Here is a 16,879-nt window from a genome sequence, read left to right on the forward strand (position 1 = left end):
ACGGACTTCGCCTCTTCGACGTCCTCGACGAAGATGCGCTCGTCGCCGCCGATGTCCTTCTGGGCGACGGAGCCGGCGAAGCCGAGGTCGTCCGACTCGATGTCCTCGAGGTTGGAGACGACGCGGCCGCCGGTCGCGCGGGCGAGGCGTTTGAGGTCACCGGACTTCGCTCGGCGGACGGCGAGGATGCCCTCCTGCGCGAGGTAGTGCTGGGCCATGTCGTCGATGCCGTCGCCGACGAAGACGACGTCGGCGTCGATGTCGACGAGGTGGTCGACCATCTCACGGAGCTGCGCCTCCTCCTGGTCGAGGAACTGCTGGAGCTGGTCGGGATCGGTGACGTTGACCTCGGCGTCGATCTCCGTCTCCTTCACCTCGATGGCGCCGTCGAACAGCGCCACGTTTGCGTCCTCGACGGCGAAGGGCATGTTCTCGTCGACGCGCTCCTTGTCGACGATGACGCCTTCGACGAGCTCGGACTGGTCGATCGAGCTGCCGACGACCTTCTCGACGGAGACGTTCTCCGTGTCGATGCCCTCGTCGTCCTTGACCGCGAGGACGGCGTCGACGACGAGCTCCGCGAGGAGGTCCTTCGCGTTCTCGGCGCCCTTGCCCGTCATCGCCGTCTGGGCGATCTCGACGAGCGTGTCGTAGTCGTCCTCGGAGACGTCGATGGCCTCCTCCTCGAGGATCTCCTTGGCCTTCTCGGCGGCCTGGCGGTACCCCTGCGCGAGGGTCGTCGCGTGGATGTCCTGATCGAGGAGCTCCTCGGCCTGATCGAGGAGCTCACCGGCGACCACGACCGCGCTCGTGGTTCCGTCGCCGACCTCCTCCTCCTGCGTCTCGGAGACTTCGACGATCATGTTGGCCGCCGGGTGGTCGATGTCCATCTCCTTCAGAATCGTGACGCCGTCGTTCGTGACGACGACCGACCCGCCGGAGTCGACGAGCATCTTGTCCATCCCTTTCGGGCCGAGCGTGGTGCGGACGGACTCCGCGACCGCCTTGCCGGCCGTGATATTCATGTTCTGAGCGTCCTTTCCGGAGGTTCGCTGCGACTCCTCAGAAAGTACGATCATGGGCTGATTGCCCATCCGCTGGCGCTGTGACATTACGACCATTGATTGTTTGTGATTCTATATAAACCCTTTGTTCGGGTCGTGCGAAACCGCAACACGATGGCCGGTACTCGGGCGGTGTGTGGTTCGTTATCACGGGTGTTTATATAGAACAGCAGATCGAGCGTTGGATGCGGTCGGTGACGGGCGGCGGGCGAGTCGATATCGGGGTCCGGAGGCCGCCTCCGGAGGACTCGCACGGCTACCCGGGCGCGTTGAAGCTCACGTCGTCGTCGAGCTCGTTCGACATCCGCTCCAAGTACGAGTACACCGCGCCGTGCGGGGCCCCGTCCAGCAGCATCCCGACCGCCCGACGGACGACCTCCAGCTCTTCGGGCTGGCCGACGGCGCCGACCGTCGAGCCGTAGACGACGACGTTCGCGCCCGACAGCTCCTCTAACAGCTCGCGGGTCCGGCCGTTCTCGCCGATGATCCGCCCCTTCTTACGCTGGAGGTCGTTGTCGTTGCGGGTGTGCTCGGAGAGGTCGATCAGATCGAGCGTCCGGAGGTCGTGGTCGAGGATCGACATCGCCGTCTCCGGCGTGAAGCCCCGCCCGATCGCCTTGATCACGTCCGGTGCCACCATCGCGGCGACGGGGTCGTCGCGCTCCTCGATGGCGACGCTGCCCGACTGCGAGTCGACGTCCAGCCGCACGTTCGCCCGCTCCTCGATCTCTCGCATCGTCTCGCCGCCGGCGCCGATGACGACGCCGATACGGTCCTGCGGAACCGTCACGTGTTGCATACGGCGGAATACCCGGCGGAGCCTTTTAAACGTGTTCCGGCGACGCCGGGCGTGCGGTCGTCTGACGCGGGATATTCGGCGGATCGGCGGCCCGAACGCCGCGATCTACTCGTCGGCCGCTTCGCCCGGATCTGACTCTCCGCTCGGATCCGAATCCCCGTTCGATTCCGAATTTCCGGCCGAATCCGAATTTCCGTCCGATTCCGCATCCTCGCCCGACTCCGGCTCGCCGCTCGGGTCGGGCTCCGGCTCCGTCACGTACGCGCGGAGGTCGTCGGGGTCGACGTCGATCCCCTGTCGGGTAAAGAAGGTCGCCACGTTCTCGCAGTCGCGCTGTAAGAACTCGCCGGCGTTGGGGTGGTGGACCGTCACCGCCTGCCCCAGATCGATGATCACCAGCTCGCCGTCGTGGATGATCATGTTGTACTCCGAGAGGTCGCCGTGGATCAGCCCGGCGCGGTAGAGCCGACGCATGTACTCGCGGACGACCTCGTAGGCGGTTTCGGGGTTCTCCACGTCGACCTCGTTCAGCCGCCGGGCGCGGTCCTCTGCGTGCCCGACCAGCTCCATCACGAGGACGTTCCGCTGGACCGCGATCGGCTCGGGGACGCGCACGCCGGCCTTGCGCGCGCGTTCGAGGTTCGCGAACTCCTTGCGGGTCCACGCCAGCACCACCGCCTTCTTGTCGCTCGCGATCCCCTCGAACCGCGGGTCGCCCTCCAGGTAGTCGCGCATCTGCCGGAAGTTCGAGGAGTTGATCCGGTACACCTTCACGGCGACCTCGCGCTCCGAGTGGACGCCCTCGGGACCGCCGCCCGCGGCCGCGGAACCGGGCTCCGGGCGCTCGCCCGCCTGTCCGCCGAGCGCCTCGAAGACGCTCGCCTCCTTTCCGGTTGACACCGGACCGCCGAAGGCGTCGACGTAGCCGTCTTGCACGAGCTTGTAGATGGCCGCCAGCGTCGCGTCGTCGAACACCGACTCCTGCAGTTTGAACTGCTCGGTGTCCTTGATCCGCTTGCGGAACTCGTTGAACTCCCGGTCCTGTCGGCGGGCGATCCGGTCCGCCTCCGTGTCGGAGACGTCCAGTTGCTCCCACTCGTCGCCGGGCTGATCGTCGGGCTCGAGCAGGACGAACTCCTCGCTCATTCGCGTGGGAGTTCGATGCCGCGAGTGATAAGCGGGGGGGTCGAACGCCGGCCTCGCTCCGCGCTCGGCCGGGTCACAGCACGTCGAGCGCGTCCTGGACCGGCATGTACCCGTCTCGGACCGCCTCCAGCACTTCGCGACGCTCCTCCGTCTCGGGGTCGACGCCGTCCTCGCTTCCGCCGACCTCGTCGAGCCTCACCTTCTCCGTCTCGCCGACGAACTCGGGGAAGTCGGTGCCGTCCGCGAGCGCCGTCTCTTTTTTGACCCGATACGACCCGGCGTCGGTGGTGTACAGGTCCCCCGGGTGGAAGAAGTACCAGTCCTCGCGGTCGAACCGCACCGCGATCCGCGCCTTCGCCCCGAAGTTCCGCGCGAAGAACAGCAGCGACTCCACCTCCTCGCCGGTGAGGTAGATCGGATCGCCGGCGCTCGATTTCGCCTCGATCGCGTAGAACGTCTCGCCGTCACCGGCGAGCACGTCGGGGAGCTCCCGCTCCGTCGCGGCGCCGCTCGCCGGCGCGCGCATCACGGCGAAGCCGGCGTCGTCGAGGGCGTTCACGAGCTCGCGCTCGCGGCGGTCGCCCTTCCGGTTAGCGGACACGGTCGTCGTCACCCGGTTCGGTCATACGTCTCGTAGACGCGAGGCGGTCAAAAGGGCGGCGGGTCGGTGCCGGGGACGGCGGGTCGGTGTCGGGGACGGCGGGTCGGTATCGGGGGTGGCGTCGGCTCCGAATCGAGGGCGGCGTTCCGTGCGCGGTCACTCCCGCAGCCGCTCCGCGTGCTCGACGACGACCCGGCCGAGTCGCTCCGTGCGTCGGCGGAGGTTGTCGTCCGCGATCCCCGTCTCGTCGACGACTGACGAGGCGCCTTGGATCCCCACCTCGTGGGGGACCGTCCACGCGTGGACGTTCCGGAACGTCGACCGCAGGTGTTCGAGCGTTCCGCCGTAGGAGCCGCCGCCGGCGGTCGCCAGCAGTCCCACGGCAGTGTCCTGATACTCCTCCGAGCCGCAGAAGTCGTGGAAATTCTTGAACGTCGAGGAGTAAGAGCCGCGGTAGACGGGGGTGCCGGCGAGCACGCCGTCGGCCTCGCGCACCCGCCGCTTCAGCGTCTCGCTGTCGCCCTGCGCGTCCTCGTCCGGGTGGTACAGCGGGAGGTCGACCGCGCCGAGGTCGATCATCCCGGTCTCGGAGCCGGCGTCGGCCGCGGCGCCGAGCGCGACCGACAGCGCGGCCCGCGTGGTGCTGTCCGCGCTCCGGCTGCCGGAGATCGCGACGATTCGGGTCATGCCCCCCCTTCGACCGCGCCGCGCAAAAGCACGGCGAGTCGGGCCGCGGACCCCCGCAAGGTTCGCGACCGGCACCGGGCATTATTGTCCCCGCCGCCGACGTGGGTGATATGGACCAGATTACATTCGGCACGGACGGGTGGCGAGCGACGCTCGACGTCTTCACCGACGAGCGCGTTCGGATCGTGGGGCAGGCGATCGCCGACCACCTCGACGCGGCCGGTCACGACGAGCCGGTCGCGGTGGGCTACGACGCCCGTGAGACCTCTGAGGGGTTCGCCGAGAGCCTCGCCGAGGTGCTCGCCGGCAACGGCTTCGACGTGCTTCTGCCCGAACGCGACGCGCCGACGCCCGTGATCGCGTACGCCATCGTCGACCGCGGACTGGCGGGCGCCTGCATGGTCACCGCCTCCCACAACCCGCCCGAGTACAACGGCGTGAAGTTCATCCCGCACGACGGCGCGCCCGCGCTCCCCGACGTGACCGAGGACGTGGTCGATCGGCTCGCGGAGCCGGATCTGCTCCCCGAAGCCGAGCGCGGTGACGTCTCTCGCGTCGACCTCGTGAGCGCCCACGCCGACGCGGCCCGCGACCTCGTCGGCGCCGACCTCGACGGGCTCACGGTCGCGTACGACGCGATGCACGGGAGCGGGCGCGGCGTCACCGACGCGCTCCTCGAATCGGCCGGCGCCGAGGTCGTCCGTCTGCGTTGTGAGCGCGACGTGACCTTCGGCGGTGACTCGCCCGAGCCGTCGGCCGAGCACCTCGAGGCGCTGGCCGACCGCGTCACCGACCCCGACAGCGACGTCGACCTGGGGATCGCCAACGACGGCGACGCCGACCGGATCGCGGTCGTCACGCCCGAGCGCGGCGCGCTCGACGCGAACCTCTTCTACGCCGCCTGCTACGACCGGCTCCTCGAGGAGGACTCCGGACCGGCGGTCCGAACCGTCTCGACGACGTTTCTCGTCGACCGGATCGCGGAGGCGCACGGCGAGGAGGTGTACGAGACCCCGGTCGGGTTCAAGTGGGTCGCCGAGGCGATGGGCGAGCACGACGCGCTGTTCGGCGGCGAGGAGTCGGGCGGCTTCACGCTCCGCGGGCACGTCCGGGAGAAGGACGGCGTGTTGATGTCGCTGCTCGCCGCGGGCACCCACGCCGCGGAGCCGTTCGACGAACGGGTGGACCGCCTGCTCGAGGAGTACGGCCAGATCGCGGCCGGGAAGGTCTCGCTCGACTGCCCGGACCACCGCAAGGCGGACGTTCTCAACGAGCTGGAGGACCACATCCCCGAGTCGGTGTGCGGCCACGCCGTCGCGAAGGTCGTCACGCTCGACGGGTTCAAGCTCCTCTTGGAGAACGGCTCGTGGCTGCTCGTCCGCCCCTCCGGGACGGAGCCGAAGCTCCGGGTGTACGCCGAGGCCGACAGCGAGGCGGCGGTCGACGAACTGCTCGCCGAGGGCCGCGAGATCGTCGAGCCGCTGATCTGAGCGCCGAACCGGGCTCGTCGAGAAGGGGGCGAACCGGACCGACGACTTTCAGTTCCGCTTTGCATTCGGCTCGAATATTTATAAATTAACCTCGTATCGTCGCGTGCGGCCGCCCTCCGGCCGCGAGTTCCATGCACGACGAGCTATCTGCGCCCACGACGACGGAGGACCCGACCGCCGACTCGACAGGGGACTCGACCGCCGACTCGACAGAGGACTCGATCGTCTGCCCGCCGGACGACCCCAGCGAGGACCGACTGGATCGCGCCGATGAGCCGCCCGCGGCCGAGCCGGCGGCGGTCCGGTCCCGGGACGGGGTGGATCCCCCCGACGAGCAGGTCGACCTCCCGGCGGACGGGGACGCGACCACCTCGCCCGAATCCGGGGGCGACCGCGACGATGACGACTGCGACAGCGACGACGACGAAGAGCCTCTCGAATACCGGCTTGAACGGCTCCGCCTGTGGCGGACGCTGGCGACGCTCGCGGTCGTCGTCGCCCGTCTCATCCGGTCGCTTTGAGCGTTTCCGTGCCGACCCGATCGGGTGCCTTTTTAGGTGATACCGCCCTAGCCGAACGTATATGTTCAAGGCCATCGTGGGCGCGTCGACGTTTCAAGACGCGCTCGATTCGGTGAGCGTGCTGGTCGACGAGTGTAAGATCCGCCTGAACGAGGAGGAGCTGTCGATCCGCGCCGTCGACCCCGCCAACGTGGGCATGGTCGATCTCACCCTCGAAGCCGCGGCGTTCGAGTCGTACGAGGCCGACGGCGGCGTCATCGGCGTCAACCTCGCCCGTTTAGAGGACATCGCCGGGATGGCCAACTCCGGTGACCTGATCCACCTGGAACTCGACGAGGAGACCCGCAAGCTCCACATCGCCATCGACGGGCTCTCGTACACCCTCGCGCTCATCGATCCCGACTCCATCCGCCAGGAGCCGGACATCCCGGACCTCGATCTGGCCGCCGAGATCGTCGTCGAGGGCGCCCAGATCGACCGCGGGATCAAGGCCGCCGACATGGTCTCGGACCACATCCGCCTCCGGGTCGACGAGACCGACGAGGCGTTCTTCATCGAGGCCGAGGGCGACACCGACGACGTCGACCTCGAGCTCACCCGCGAGGACCTCATCGCGCTCACCGCCGGCCCCGCCGACTCGCTGTTCAGCCTCGACTACCTGAAGGACATGAACAAGGCGATCCCCGGCGACGCCGAGGTCACCATCGAGCTCGGCGAGGAGTTCCCCGTCAAGCTCCACTACGGGTTCGCCGAGGGGCTCGGGCACGCAACGTATATGTTAGCCCCTCGCATTCAGAGCGACTGAAACGACCGAAAACGGCACGTTCGGCGCGAACCGTCGACGACCCGTCTTTTTCACGCTCCGTTGACGACCGGTATCGACGCCGTCACCGTCGTCCCGCGCGGGTCGCGGTCGGCGTAGTCGACGTCGGCGCCGACCGCCGCGGCGCCCCACGCGACCACCCACAGCCCCAGCCCGGAGCCGTGTTCGAGCGCCGTCTCCCGCCCCGACTCGACGGCCTCGGTCTCGTGATCGGGGATGCCGGGGCCGTCGTCGGCGACGGTGAGGGCGAACCGTGCGGGGCGGTCGCCGGTGCCGTCGCCACCGTCGGGTTCTTTCCCCTCCCGCGTGAGCGTCACTCGCACCCACGCGCCGCCGTCCGCGCGCTCGACGCCCTCGCCGTCGTGGTGGTCGAGGGCGTTCGCCACGGTGTTCTCGACGATCGCCCGGAGCGCGTCCTCTCTGACGCGGGTGGTCCACTCGCCGTCGGTGAGCTCCTCCGCGACCGATTCGACGGTCGCCTCCGGCTCGCGCTCCCGGGCATCGGCGACGGCGGACGCAACGAGGTCGTCGACCGCGACGGGCCACGCGTCGCCGTCGGAGACGAGTCGCTCGACGGTACCGGCCTTCTCGCCGAGCGCGGCCAGCGCCCCGGCGCGGCGCTCGACGGCGTCGGCCATCCGGACCAGGTCGGCGTCGTCGAGGCGGTCGCGGAGAATCTCGCCGTAGCCGCGGACGACGCCGGCGTCGTTGCGGAGGTTGTGGCGTAAGATTCGGTTGAGCACTTCCAGCTGCTGGCGGCGGCGCTCGCGCTCGGTGACGTCCGAGAGGACGACCGTGTACCCGACGCGGGTCCCGCTGGGGTCGGTCAGGGGCGAGGTCGACACCGCGTACGTGCGGCGCCCCGCGCCGGGTCCGGCGTCGACCGCGACCGTCTCGCGCGCGCTGCCCTCCTCGCCCTCGTCGTCTTCCCCGCCCGTCCCGACCGGCAGGTCGAGGAACTCGGCGAGGGGTCGGTCGCGAGCGGTCTCGGCGCCGACGCCGAGGACCGCCTCGGCGGCGGGGTTGAGTCGGACGACGCGGCGGTCGAGCCCGAGCGCGACGATGGGGTCCGCGAGGTCGTCGATGGCGGTGCGCTCGGCGGCGCGGCTGGTCGTCGGGTTGCGGTCGAACATCTCCGCGCGGTCGCGCCGTCCGCGTCGAGCAGCACGTGCGGGACGAACAGCAGGGGCGCGAGCTGGAGCTGGGGCACCGGGCTGAGCTCCAGCGTCCACGCGACGAGGGCGAACCCCGGCGGGAGCGATCTCAGCGCGACCGCCGCGCTCTCCCGGCGGTACAGCGGGCCGTAGCTGAGCAGGGTGTCGACGAGGAGGAAGACCGCGCTGGCGACGAGCACGGTCTCGACGGCGACGACGAGGTACGCCCAGGGGCCGAACGCGTACGAGACCGTCGCGACGCCGAACGCGGGGTCGATCCCGAACCCGGTCCAGAACGCGCCGTGCAGCGGGTTCGTGGCGAGGAGCGCGGTCGAGAGCAGCCCGAACCCGACGACGGTCGCGAACAGGCGGCTCCGGACCACGTCGCTCCGCCCCGTGTACTCCAGCGCGAAGCCGAGGAAGGCGATCCCGGTCCAGACGATCCCGAGCCACGTCGTCGCCTCCAGCGCGGCTCGGAGCGTCGGATCCCCGACCAGCAGGCCGACGCCGTAAGAGAGACACCACGTCGCCTGCGCGGCGAACACGCCGAGGAACCAGTCGACGCCGGGCCGCCCTCGGTGTTCGCGGATCGCCCAGGCGAGCGCGAGCGCCCCCGCCCCGCCGGCGACCGAGCCGACGACGGGCCACGCGGGGACGGTGTCGGAGAGCATATGTCGGTCACGACGGGGACGCGTCGCCTAAAGCTGTCGCGGCGGGGACGGTCCGCGTCGGTGGTGATCCGAGTCCGCGGCGGCTCGCGTTCGCGGCGACTCGCGCTCGGGCTCTTCTGCCCGCTCACTCCGCCGACCGCCGGAACGCCGCGGCGACGGGGACGAGGAGGAGCGCGCCGACGAGGAACGGCGAGGCGACGGCGACGGTGTAGAGGACGGCCATCAGGGGCGGGCCGACGGTCCGACCGAGGCTCGAGGCGCCCTGCGTCACCCCGAAGGCGGCCCCCTGTTCCGCGTCGCCGGCCGACGCGGAGACGAGCGTCGCCAGCGAGACGTTCACGAGGGCGTTCCCCAGCGAGAGCGCCGCGAGCGCGACGAGCAGCGCCACCAGCGGGAGCGTGAGCCACGGCGGCCCGCCGACGGCGACGCCGCCGGCCGCCCGATCGATGACCCCGGTCGCGGGGATCGCGACGAGCGCGCCCGCGAGGACGATCGACCCGGCCGCGACGAGCGTCCGCGAGGGGACGATCCGCGAGAGCCGCCCGACGAGGACGCCCTGGTTCACCGCGCCGAGGACGCCGACGTAGGTGAGCAGGAACGCCGCGGCGGTCGCGTCGTAGCCGAACGCGTCGGCGACGTACGGGATGAACATCACCTGCACGCCCGCGAACGCGACGGCGACGACGAAGTACGCGATTGTCAGCGGACGGAGCGCGGCGGACGCGAGCGCGTCGCGGAACTGGCCGATCGCGGTGGTGTGCCGGTCGCCGAGCGCCGCCGCCGGCCGCGTTCGCTTCGGCTCCTCGAGGAAGAGCGCGCCGACGCCGACCGCGAGGAAGCTCATCCCCGCCGCCGCGAAACTCGGCAGGGAGTAGGCCGTCGCCGGGACGAACGCGGGGAAGAGGGCGTCGGCGCGGGCCACGACGGGATCGGCGGCGAGCAGCCCGCCGATCGCCGGGCCGAAGACGAACCCGAGCGCGAACGACGCGCCGACGAGTCCCAGCGCGCCCGCGCGTCGGTCCCGCGGCGTGATGTCGGCGACGTACGCCTGCGCGGCGGCGATGTTGCCGCCCATCGCTCCGGCCAGCGTCCGGGAGCCGAACAGCGTCGCCAGCGCCGCGACGGTGCCGAAGCGCGCCCCCGACTCGCCGGCGTAGCCGAACGCCACCCACGCGACGCCGGCGGTCGCGAGCGACGCGAGCAGGACGGGCCGCCGGCCGATCCGGTCGGAGAGCCGACCGAGCGTGGGTGCGGCGAGGAACTGCGCGAGCGAGTACGACGCCGCGAGCAGGCCGATGAAGGCGTCGCTGACGCCGAACGACCGCACGTAAAAGGGGAGGATCGGGATCACGATACCGAAGCCGACCAGATCGATGAACACGACGCCGATCACGACCGCGAGCGCGCGCCGCGGGTTCGCGACGGCAGGGGGTCGCGGGAGGTCGTCGCCGGCCCCCGTCGCGATGTCGGCGACGTCGCCGTTGACGGACGCCGCGCCGGCTTCCGGATGTGTCACGGTTGTGAAACGCCGCGCCCGAACTTAAAAAGACGGTCCCGTCCGGGCGGAGCCGGTCGGAGTCCGCCCCGCGCTACAGGTGTCGCTCGATGACGCGTTTTGCCGCCTGTCCCTTCTCCTTCCAGCCGTACCCCTCGTCGTACACGTGGCGCTTGGCGTCGACGAGCTCCTCGGGCGTCGACTCCTCGAAGCCGCCGCGGTTCCACGCGCCGGACTCGCGGAGCCACTCGACGACGTTCTCGCGGGTCTCGGGCCACGAGAGCCCGACCATCTCGTACCACGCGACCATCGCGAAGACGGCGTTGTCGTGACAGCCGGGGACGGAGCCGTGCTCGTAAACGGTCCGCATGGGATCGCGGGTCGGCTCCGAGACGAGCTCCTTGAACTCGGCGGCGGTGAGCAGTCGGAGCCGACCGTTCTCCTCGACGACCCGCTGCTCGCGTTCCAGGGCGTCGAGCGCGGCCTTGTGGAGCCCGCCCCAGTCGCCGTGGACCGCCTCGCGGAGCGTCGACTCGGCCATCCCGTCGGGCTCGGCGGTGAGGACGGTCAACAGGTCGGTGTACGCCTTTTCGATGGTCGGCCAGCTCACGCCCTCGAAGTCGCAGTCGGCGTCGTGGAGGCTGTTGGTCGTCCGACAGCCGGGACACGGGTAGCGGAACGTCGGCACTGGGTGGGAGTGCGTCGCGCCCCGAGTTAGAGTTTTCGCGACGGGCCGGTGGGAGCGGCGCGCTCGGAATCAGCACGCCGGGACCCGGCACGCCGGAAACCAGCACGGCCGATCACGGCGTTCCGAAACGTTTACTCGCCGGCCGGACACGGTTTCAGACGGTATGACAAAAGTTAGTGTCATCGGTGCGGCGGGGACGGTCGGGGCCGCGGCCGGCTACAACCTCGCGCTGCGCGACGTGGTCGACGAGCTCGTCTTCGTCGACATTCCGGACCAGCGCGAGACGACGATCGGGCAGGCGGCCGACACCAACCACGGCGTCGCCTACGACTCGAACACGACCGTCCGGCAGGGCGACTACGCGGACACCGCCGGCTCGGACGTCGTCGTGATCACGGCCGGGATCCCGCGGCAGGAGGGGCAGACCCGGATCGATCTGGCGGGCGACAACGCACCCATCATGGAGGACATCGGCTCGTCGCTGGCCGAGCACAACGACGACTTCGTCACCGTCACCACCTCCAACCCGGTCGACCTGCTGAACCGCCACCTGTACGAGGCGGGCGACCGCGACCGCCACAAGGTGATCGGCTTCGGCGGTCGGCTCGACTCGGCGCGCTTCCGCTACGTCCTCTCCGAGCGCTTCGACGCGCCCGTGAAGAACGTGGAGGCGACGATCCTCGGCGAGCACGGCGACGCGCAGGCGCCCGTCTTCTCGAAGGTGCGCGTGAACGGCCGCGACCCGAGCTTCGACGACGACGAGAGAGAGGAGATCCTCGCGGACCTCCAGGAGTCGGCCATGGACGTGATCAGCCGGAAGGGCGCCACCCAGTGGGGCCCGGCCACCGGCGTCGCGCACACGGTCGAGGCGATCCTGAACGACACCGGCGAGGTGCTCCCCTGCTCGGTCGTGCTCGACGGCGAGTTCGGCTACGAGGACACCGCCTTCGGCGTTCCCGCGAAGCTCGGCTCGAACGGCGTCGAGGAGGTCGTCGAGTGGGATCTCGACGAGTACGAGGCCGACCTTCTCGACGAGGCCGCCGAGAAGCTCTCCGAGCAGTACGAGAAGATCGCGTAAGACCCGAGTCGATCCCCTCTCGGTCGCCGAGGTCGACGCGATCTCAACGCCCGATTTTTCGTGATGCCGGCCGGAGCTCGCGACAGCGACGAGCGCTTATTTATAAATACAGCCGTGCGGTGGCGTCGCCGGCGCTACGCGCCGGCTGCAAGCGAGAGCTTCGCTCTCGCCCTGCGTGCCACCGAGCGCCCACCGGGCGCGAGGTGCACGCGCGAGGGACGCGGCGAACGCGAGCGGCGAAGCCGCGAGCCGTGAGCCGCGAGGCTGGGGCTTTGGAGGTGTCCACCGCGGATCTGCTAGCAACCAGTTAGAAACGAGCAATCACGGGACCGAGAGTACGCCCAGAATCGACACCCAACTACCCACGCGAGTCCGGATCCATCGCCTCGGCCAACAGCGCGTGCGACTCCAGCGCCGCCTCGTGGTCGGGCACCGTGTGCTGGATCATCACCTCGTCGACGCCGACGCGGTCGGCGAGCTGTTCGAACAGGCCCGCGACCGTCTCCGGGCTCCCCGAGACCGACCGCGGCCACTCGTCGGCGTCGAGCGTCGCGGGCGTCGGCTCCGGCACCCCGCCTAGCTCGTCGATCGCCGCCTCGACGGTCGGCGTCGAGTCGCCGAGGTCGCCCCGCCGCATCCGCTTATAAATTGCCTCCGCGGGCGCGCGGCGTCGCGCCGCGGCCTCGTCGGTCTCCGCGGCGACCGCGTTGACCGCGACCGTCCCGGTCGGCTCGTCGGGGCCGCCGGGGAGCACACCCGGGTCGAACGCCTCGCGGTAGGCCGCGAAGGCGCGCTCCGCGAAGCCGGGGCGAATGAACCCGGCGAAGCAGTACCGGAGTCCGAGCGTCCCGGCGATCTCGCCGCTCGCCGGGCTCGATCCGAGCACCCACGGGACCGGGGGCGACTCGCCGGACCGCGGGACCGAGAGCTCGCCGTACCGGTGGTCGTCCGGGTAGGCGTCGTAGAGGTGGCTCACGAGCGCGCGGATCCGCTCCTCGTGGTCCTCGTTCGGATTCTCGACGCGGCGGCTCGTCCCGAGGGCGCGGTCGGCGGCCGGCGAGCCGTTCGCCCTGCCGACGCCCACGTCGACACGCCCCGGCGCGAGCCCGTCTAGGGTTCCGAACGCCTCCGCGATTTTGAACGGACGGTAGTGGTTGAGCAGGACGGCGCCGCTGCCGAGCCGGATGGCGTCGGTCGCCGCCGCGAGCCGACCGAGGAGCACCTCCGGGGTCGTCCCGGCGAGGCGATCGGCCCTCCCGTGGTGTTCGGCGACCCAGAAGCGCGAATAGCCGAGCCGTTCGGCCTGCTCGGCGGCCGCGACCGTGTTCGCGAACGCCTCGGCGGCGGTCCCACCGGCGGGGACCGGCGAGAGGTCGACGACGGACAGGTCCATGTCCGGGCTCGGCGACCGCGGGTAGTAAGGGTTGGGCCGGTCGACGTTCAAGGACGGCGGTCGCTCCGAGAGCGGCGCGGAAACGAGAGAATCAAACCGGCGTCAGTGGTCGCCGTTCTTCGACTGCCACGAGTAGTCGCGACGCTTCGCGGACTTCCCGAAGCCGCAGGAGGAGCAGCGCTCCTTCGTCCTGTGGTAGGACTTCTCGCCGCAGCGTCGACACTTCACGTGAACCGTCTTGTTCTTCTTCCCCTGAGAGGGCGTTCCGGAGCCGGTCATGCTTTGATGGTGACGACGTTATCGCCGCGTATAATCGTTGTGTCTTCGATCGCGACGGCGAACTCGCCGTCGAGATCGTCCTCGACGCGGTCGCCGACGTCGTCCTCCGGTTCGATGACGACGTTCATGTGTTGGTCGTAGCCGGCTAAGACTCCGTAGTAGGTCGTCCCGTCCTTCAGGTGTACCGTCACCGGCTCCTCGAGCGACGCTTCGAGCACGTCGAGGGGTCGTCCACTCATTGTACGTACCCTGCCCGTCGCGCTATAAAAATACTGGGACACGGGAGCGCAAATCGCCCACAGAACCGGCTCACGCGTTGTGCAGCGGCCGGGACCGGCGTGTTACCGACCGGCTCGGTCACGCTCGAACCCCGGTGTTTTTAAGATGGGCACCTGTAACTCCCGGTACCACACTCCCGCGGGACACGGTGGGCCGACGGCGGCTCGGCCGTAGCGGGGCCTCAACGACGCGCGGTCGGACGAAGCGCTGACGGCTCCTTGCGGGGTTTCAGTGAGAGACGCCGTACAGGCGTTCTACATCGACAAACTATGGAAATCGAAATTGCGACACTCGGCGGTTACGAAGAGGTCGGTCGACAGATGACGGCGGTTCGAGCGGGCGAGGACATCGTCATCTTCGACATGGGCCTGAACCTCAGTAAGGTCCTCATCCACGACAACGTGGAGACCGAGAGCATGCACAGCCTCGACCTGATCGACATGGGCGCGATCCCGGACGACCGCGTCATGAGCGAGCTGGAGGGCGACGTCCAGGCGATCGTCCCCACCCACGGCCACCTCGACCACATCGCGGGCATCCCGAAGCTCGCCCACCGGTACGACGCCCCGGTCGTGGGCTCCCCGTACACGATCGAACTCGTCAAACAGCAGATCGCGGACGAGGGCAAGTTCAAGGTCGACAACGACCTCGTGAAGATGAAGGCGGGCGGCACGATGGCGATCGGCGACTCCGAGCAGGTCGAGATGGAGTTCGTCAACGTCACGCACTCTATCATCGACGCGATCAACCCGGTTCTCCACACGCCCGAGGGCGCCGTCGTCTACGGGCTCGACAAGCGACTGGACCACACCCCCGTCATCGGCGACCCGGTCGACATGGACCGGTTCCGCGAGATCGGCCGCCAGGACGAGGGCGTCCTCTGTTACATCGAGGACTGTACGAACGCCGGCCGGAAGGGGCGGACCCCCTCCGAGTCGTACGCGAAAAAGCACGTCCACGACACGCTGACGTCGATGGAGGACTACACGGGCGGGATCGTCGCCACGACGTTCTCCTCCCACATCGCCCGCGTGAAGACCCTCGTCGAGTACGCCCGCGAGATCGGCCGGCAGCCGGTCCTGCTCGGGCGCTCGATGGAGAAGTACTCCGGCACGGCCGAGCGGCTCGACTTCGTCGACTTCCAGGGCGACGTCGGCATGTACGGTCACCGGAAGTCCGTCGACCGCGCGTTCAAGCGGATCATGAAGGAGGGGAAGGGGAACTTCCTTCCCATCGTGACGGGCCATCAGGGCGAGCCGCGCGCGATGTTGACCCGCATGGGTCGCGGCGAGACCCCGTACGAAATCGACGACGGCGACAAGGTCGTCTTCAGCGCCAGCGTCATCCCGGAGCCCACCAACGAGGGCCAGCGCTACCAGTCCGAACAGCTGCTCCGGATGCAGGGCGCCCGCATCTACGACGACATCCACGTCTCCGGTCACCTCCGCGAGGAGGGGCACTACCAGATGCTGCAGGCGCTCCAGCCGCAGCACCTGATCCCGGCCCACCAGACCCTGGAGGGCCGCTCGCCGTACGTGAACCTCGCGAAATCGCAGGGGTACAAGCTCGGACGTGACGTCCACGTCACGCAGAACGGCAGCATCATCCAACTCGTCGAATGACGAGCGAGACGAGAGAGGCGCGGGTGCTCGACGCCATCCGCGAGCGGCGTGAACTGGTCAACGCCGCTATCGACGAAGAGCTGCCGGTACAGCATCCGGAGCGCCTCTACGAGGCGACGCGGTACATCCTCGAGGCGGGCGGGAAGCGGCTCCGACCGACGGTGGCGACGCTCGCCGCCGAGGCCGTCACGGGCGTCGAGCCGATGAGCGTCGACTTCCGCGAGTTCGACGCCCTCGACGGGACGGAGGTGGACGTGATGCGCGCGGCGGTCGCCATCGAGGTGATCCAGTCGTTCACCCTGATCCACGACGACATCATGGACGAGGACGACCTCAGGCGCGGCGTCCCCGCCGTCCATGAGAAGTACGACACGTCGACGGCGATCCTCGCCGGCGACACCCTCTACTCGAAGGCGTTCGAGTTCATGACGGAAACGGGCGCGGAGCCGGCGAACGGGCTGGAGGCGATGCGCATGCTCGCGTCTACCTGCACGCAGATCTGCGAGGGACAGGCGCTCGACGTCTCCTTCGAGTCGCGCGACGATATCCTCCCGGAGGAGTACCTAGAGATGGTCGAGCTGAAGACCGCGGTCCTGTACGGGGCGTCGGCGGCGACGCCGGCCGTCCTGCTCGGCGCAGACGACGGGGTCGTCGACGCGCTGTATAAATACGGAATCGACTCGGGGCGAGCGTTCCAGATCCAAGACGACGTGCTCGACCTGACGGTCCCGTCGGAGGAGTTGGGGAAACAGCGCGGCTCGGACCTCGTCGAGGGGAAAGAGACGCTGATCACGCTTCACGCGCGGCAGGAGGGCGTCGACGTCGACGGGCTGGTTGACGCCGACACCCCGGCGGAGGTCACGGAGTCGGCCATCGAGGACGCGGTCGCCGCCCTCGAAGAGGCCGGGTCCATCGCGTACGCCCGCGAGACCGCCGAGGACCTCACGGCCAGGTCGAAAGAGCACCTCGAACTGCTCCCGGAGAGCGGGTCGCGGGGCCTCCTCGAGGACCTCGCGGACTACCTGATCGTCCGCGGCTACTGATCGTCCGCGGCTACTGACCGTCCGCGGCTACTGACCATCCGCGTTC

Annotated in this window: 16 protein-coding genes and 1 pseudogene; 6 read left to right on the top strand and 11 right to left on the bottom strand. The window is 69.5% G+C overall.

The annotated features are described in order from the left end of the window. The 5 genes from thsA to R6U01_RS07900 form a co-directional block, all read right to left on the bottom strand. The coding region (thsA, locus tag R6U01_RS07880; protein ID WP_410285962.1) for a thermosome subunit alpha at window positions 1-1,079 on the bottom strand (1,079 nt) is incomplete at its 3' end. A gap of 241 nt (window positions 1,080-1,320) precedes the next feature. After that, window positions 1,321-1,863: a KH domain-containing protein gene (locus R6U01_RS07885; protein ID WP_410285912.1), complete on the bottom strand. Its 543-nt coding sequence runs from the start codon at window positions 1,861-1,863 to the stop codon at window positions 1,321-1,323. 105 nt (window positions 1,864-1,968) lie between these two features. After that, window positions 1,969-3,009: a serine/threonine-protein kinase Rio1 gene (gene rio1 / locus R6U01_RS07890; RefSeq protein WP_410285913.1), complete on the bottom strand. Its 1,041-nt coding sequence runs from the start codon at window positions 3,007-3,009 to the stop codon at window positions 1,969-1,971. A gap of 73 nt (window positions 3,010-3,082) precedes the next feature. Continuing rightward, on the bottom strand, window positions 3,083-3,622 hold the full coding sequence (hjc, locus tag R6U01_RS07895) for a Holliday junction resolvase Hjc (protein WP_410285914.1): 540 nt from the start codon (window positions 3,620-3,622) through the stop codon (window positions 3,083-3,085). 144 nt (window positions 3,623-3,766) lie between these two features. Further along, entirely contained in the window at window positions 3,767-4,297 is a 531-nt protein-coding gene (locus R6U01_RS07900; RefSeq protein WP_410285915.1) for an NADPH-dependent FMN reductase, read from the bottom strand. 110 nt (window positions 4,298-4,407) lie between these two features. On the opposite strand from R6U01_RS07900, the gene R6U01_RS07905 reads away from it, so the two are divergent. From R6U01_RS07905 to R6U01_RS07915, 3 genes are all read left to right on the top strand, one after another. After that, window positions 4,408-5,787 (top strand): phosphoglucomutase/phosphomannomutase family protein, encoded by a 1,380-nt coding sequence (locus R6U01_RS07905; protein ID WP_410285916.1) that lies wholly within the window; start codon window positions 4,408-4,410, stop codon window positions 5,785-5,787. Between the two features lie 131 nt (window positions 5,788-5,918). Next, window positions 5,919-6,308: a hypothetical protein gene (locus R6U01_RS07910; protein WP_410285917.1), complete on the top strand. Its 390-nt coding sequence runs from the start codon at window positions 5,919-5,921 to the stop codon at window positions 6,306-6,308. Between the two features lie 61 nt (window positions 6,309-6,369). After that, the gene (locus R6U01_RS07915; protein WP_410285918.1) at window positions 6,370-7,113 is read left to right on the top strand and encodes a DNA polymerase sliding clamp; all 744 of its coding nucleotides are present in this window, start codon (window positions 6,370-6,372) and stop codon (window positions 7,111-7,113) included. A gap of 50 nt (window positions 7,114-7,163) precedes the next feature. Here R6U01_RS07915 and R6U01_RS07920 read toward each other — a convergent pair. From R6U01_RS07920 to R6U01_RS07930, 3 genes and pseudogenes are all read right to left on the bottom strand, one after another. Continuing rightward, a pseudogene (locus tag R6U01_RS07920) lies at window positions 7,164-8,956 on the bottom strand (histidine kinase N-terminal 7TM domain-containing protein). Between the two features lie 124 nt (window positions 8,957-9,080). Then, entirely contained in the window at window positions 9,081-10,472 is a 1,392-nt protein-coding gene (locus tag R6U01_RS07925) for an MFS transporter (protein WP_410285919.1), read from the bottom strand. Between the two features lie 73 nt (window positions 10,473-10,545). Further along, window positions 10,546-11,139: a hypothetical protein gene (locus R6U01_RS07930; protein WP_410285920.1), complete on the bottom strand. Its 594-nt coding sequence runs from the start codon at window positions 11,137-11,139 to the stop codon at window positions 10,546-10,548. Window positions 11,140-11,302: 163 nt separating this feature from the next. Here R6U01_RS07930 and mdh point away from each other — a divergent pair, with 163 nt between their 5' ends. Continuing rightward, window positions 11,303-12,217, top strand: a complete 915-nt coding sequence (mdh, locus tag R6U01_RS07935) for a malate dehydrogenase (protein WP_410285921.1) — start codon at window positions 11,303-11,305, stop codon at window positions 12,215-12,217. Window positions 12,218-12,575: 358 nt separating this feature from the next. Here the strand turns inward: mdh and R6U01_RS07940 are convergent, their stop codons facing one another. The 3 genes from R6U01_RS07940 to R6U01_RS07950 form a co-directional block, all read right to left on the bottom strand. Continuing rightward, window positions 12,576-13,610, bottom strand: coding sequence for an LLM class flavin-dependent oxidoreductase (locus tag R6U01_RS07940; protein ID WP_410285922.1), 1,035 nt, complete (start codon window positions 13,608-13,610; stop codon window positions 12,576-12,578). Window positions 13,611-13,712: 102 nt separating this feature from the next. After that, a complete protein-coding gene (locus R6U01_RS07945) occupies window positions 13,713-13,889 on the bottom strand; it encodes a 50S ribosomal protein L37e (protein WP_410285923.1) in 177 nt (58 codons plus the stop codon). After that, a complete protein-coding gene (locus tag R6U01_RS07950) occupies window positions 13,886-14,128 on the bottom strand; it encodes an LSM domain-containing protein (RefSeq protein WP_410285924.1) in 243 nt (80 codons plus the stop codon). The genes R6U01_RS07945 and R6U01_RS07950 overlap by 4 nt, the downstream gene beginning before the upstream one ends. A 309-nt stretch (window positions 14,129-14,437) precedes the next feature. Between R6U01_RS07950 and R6U01_RS07955 the strand changes: the two genes are divergently transcribed. Together R6U01_RS07955 and idsA3 are read left to right on the top strand one after the other, a co-directional pair. Next, window positions 14,438-15,790 carry an RNase J family beta-CASP ribonuclease gene (locus R6U01_RS07955; RefSeq protein WP_410285925.1) on the top strand — a complete coding sequence of 451 codons (1,353 nt, stop codon included), beginning with the start codon at window positions 14,438-14,440 and terminating at the stop codon, window positions 15,788-15,790. After that, entirely contained in the window at window positions 15,787-16,833 is a 1,047-nt protein-coding gene (idsA3, locus tag R6U01_RS07960; protein ID WP_410285926.1) for a geranylfarnesyl diphosphate synthase, read from the top strand. The genes R6U01_RS07955 and idsA3 overlap by 4 nt, the downstream gene beginning before the upstream one ends. Window positions 16,834-16,879 lie beyond the last annotated feature (46 nt).

Origin of the sequence: Halorubrum sp. (assembly GCF_046498025.1) — an archaeon.
Classification (GTDB): Archaea; Halobacteriota; Halobacteria; order Halobacteriales; family Haloferacaceae; genus Halorubrum.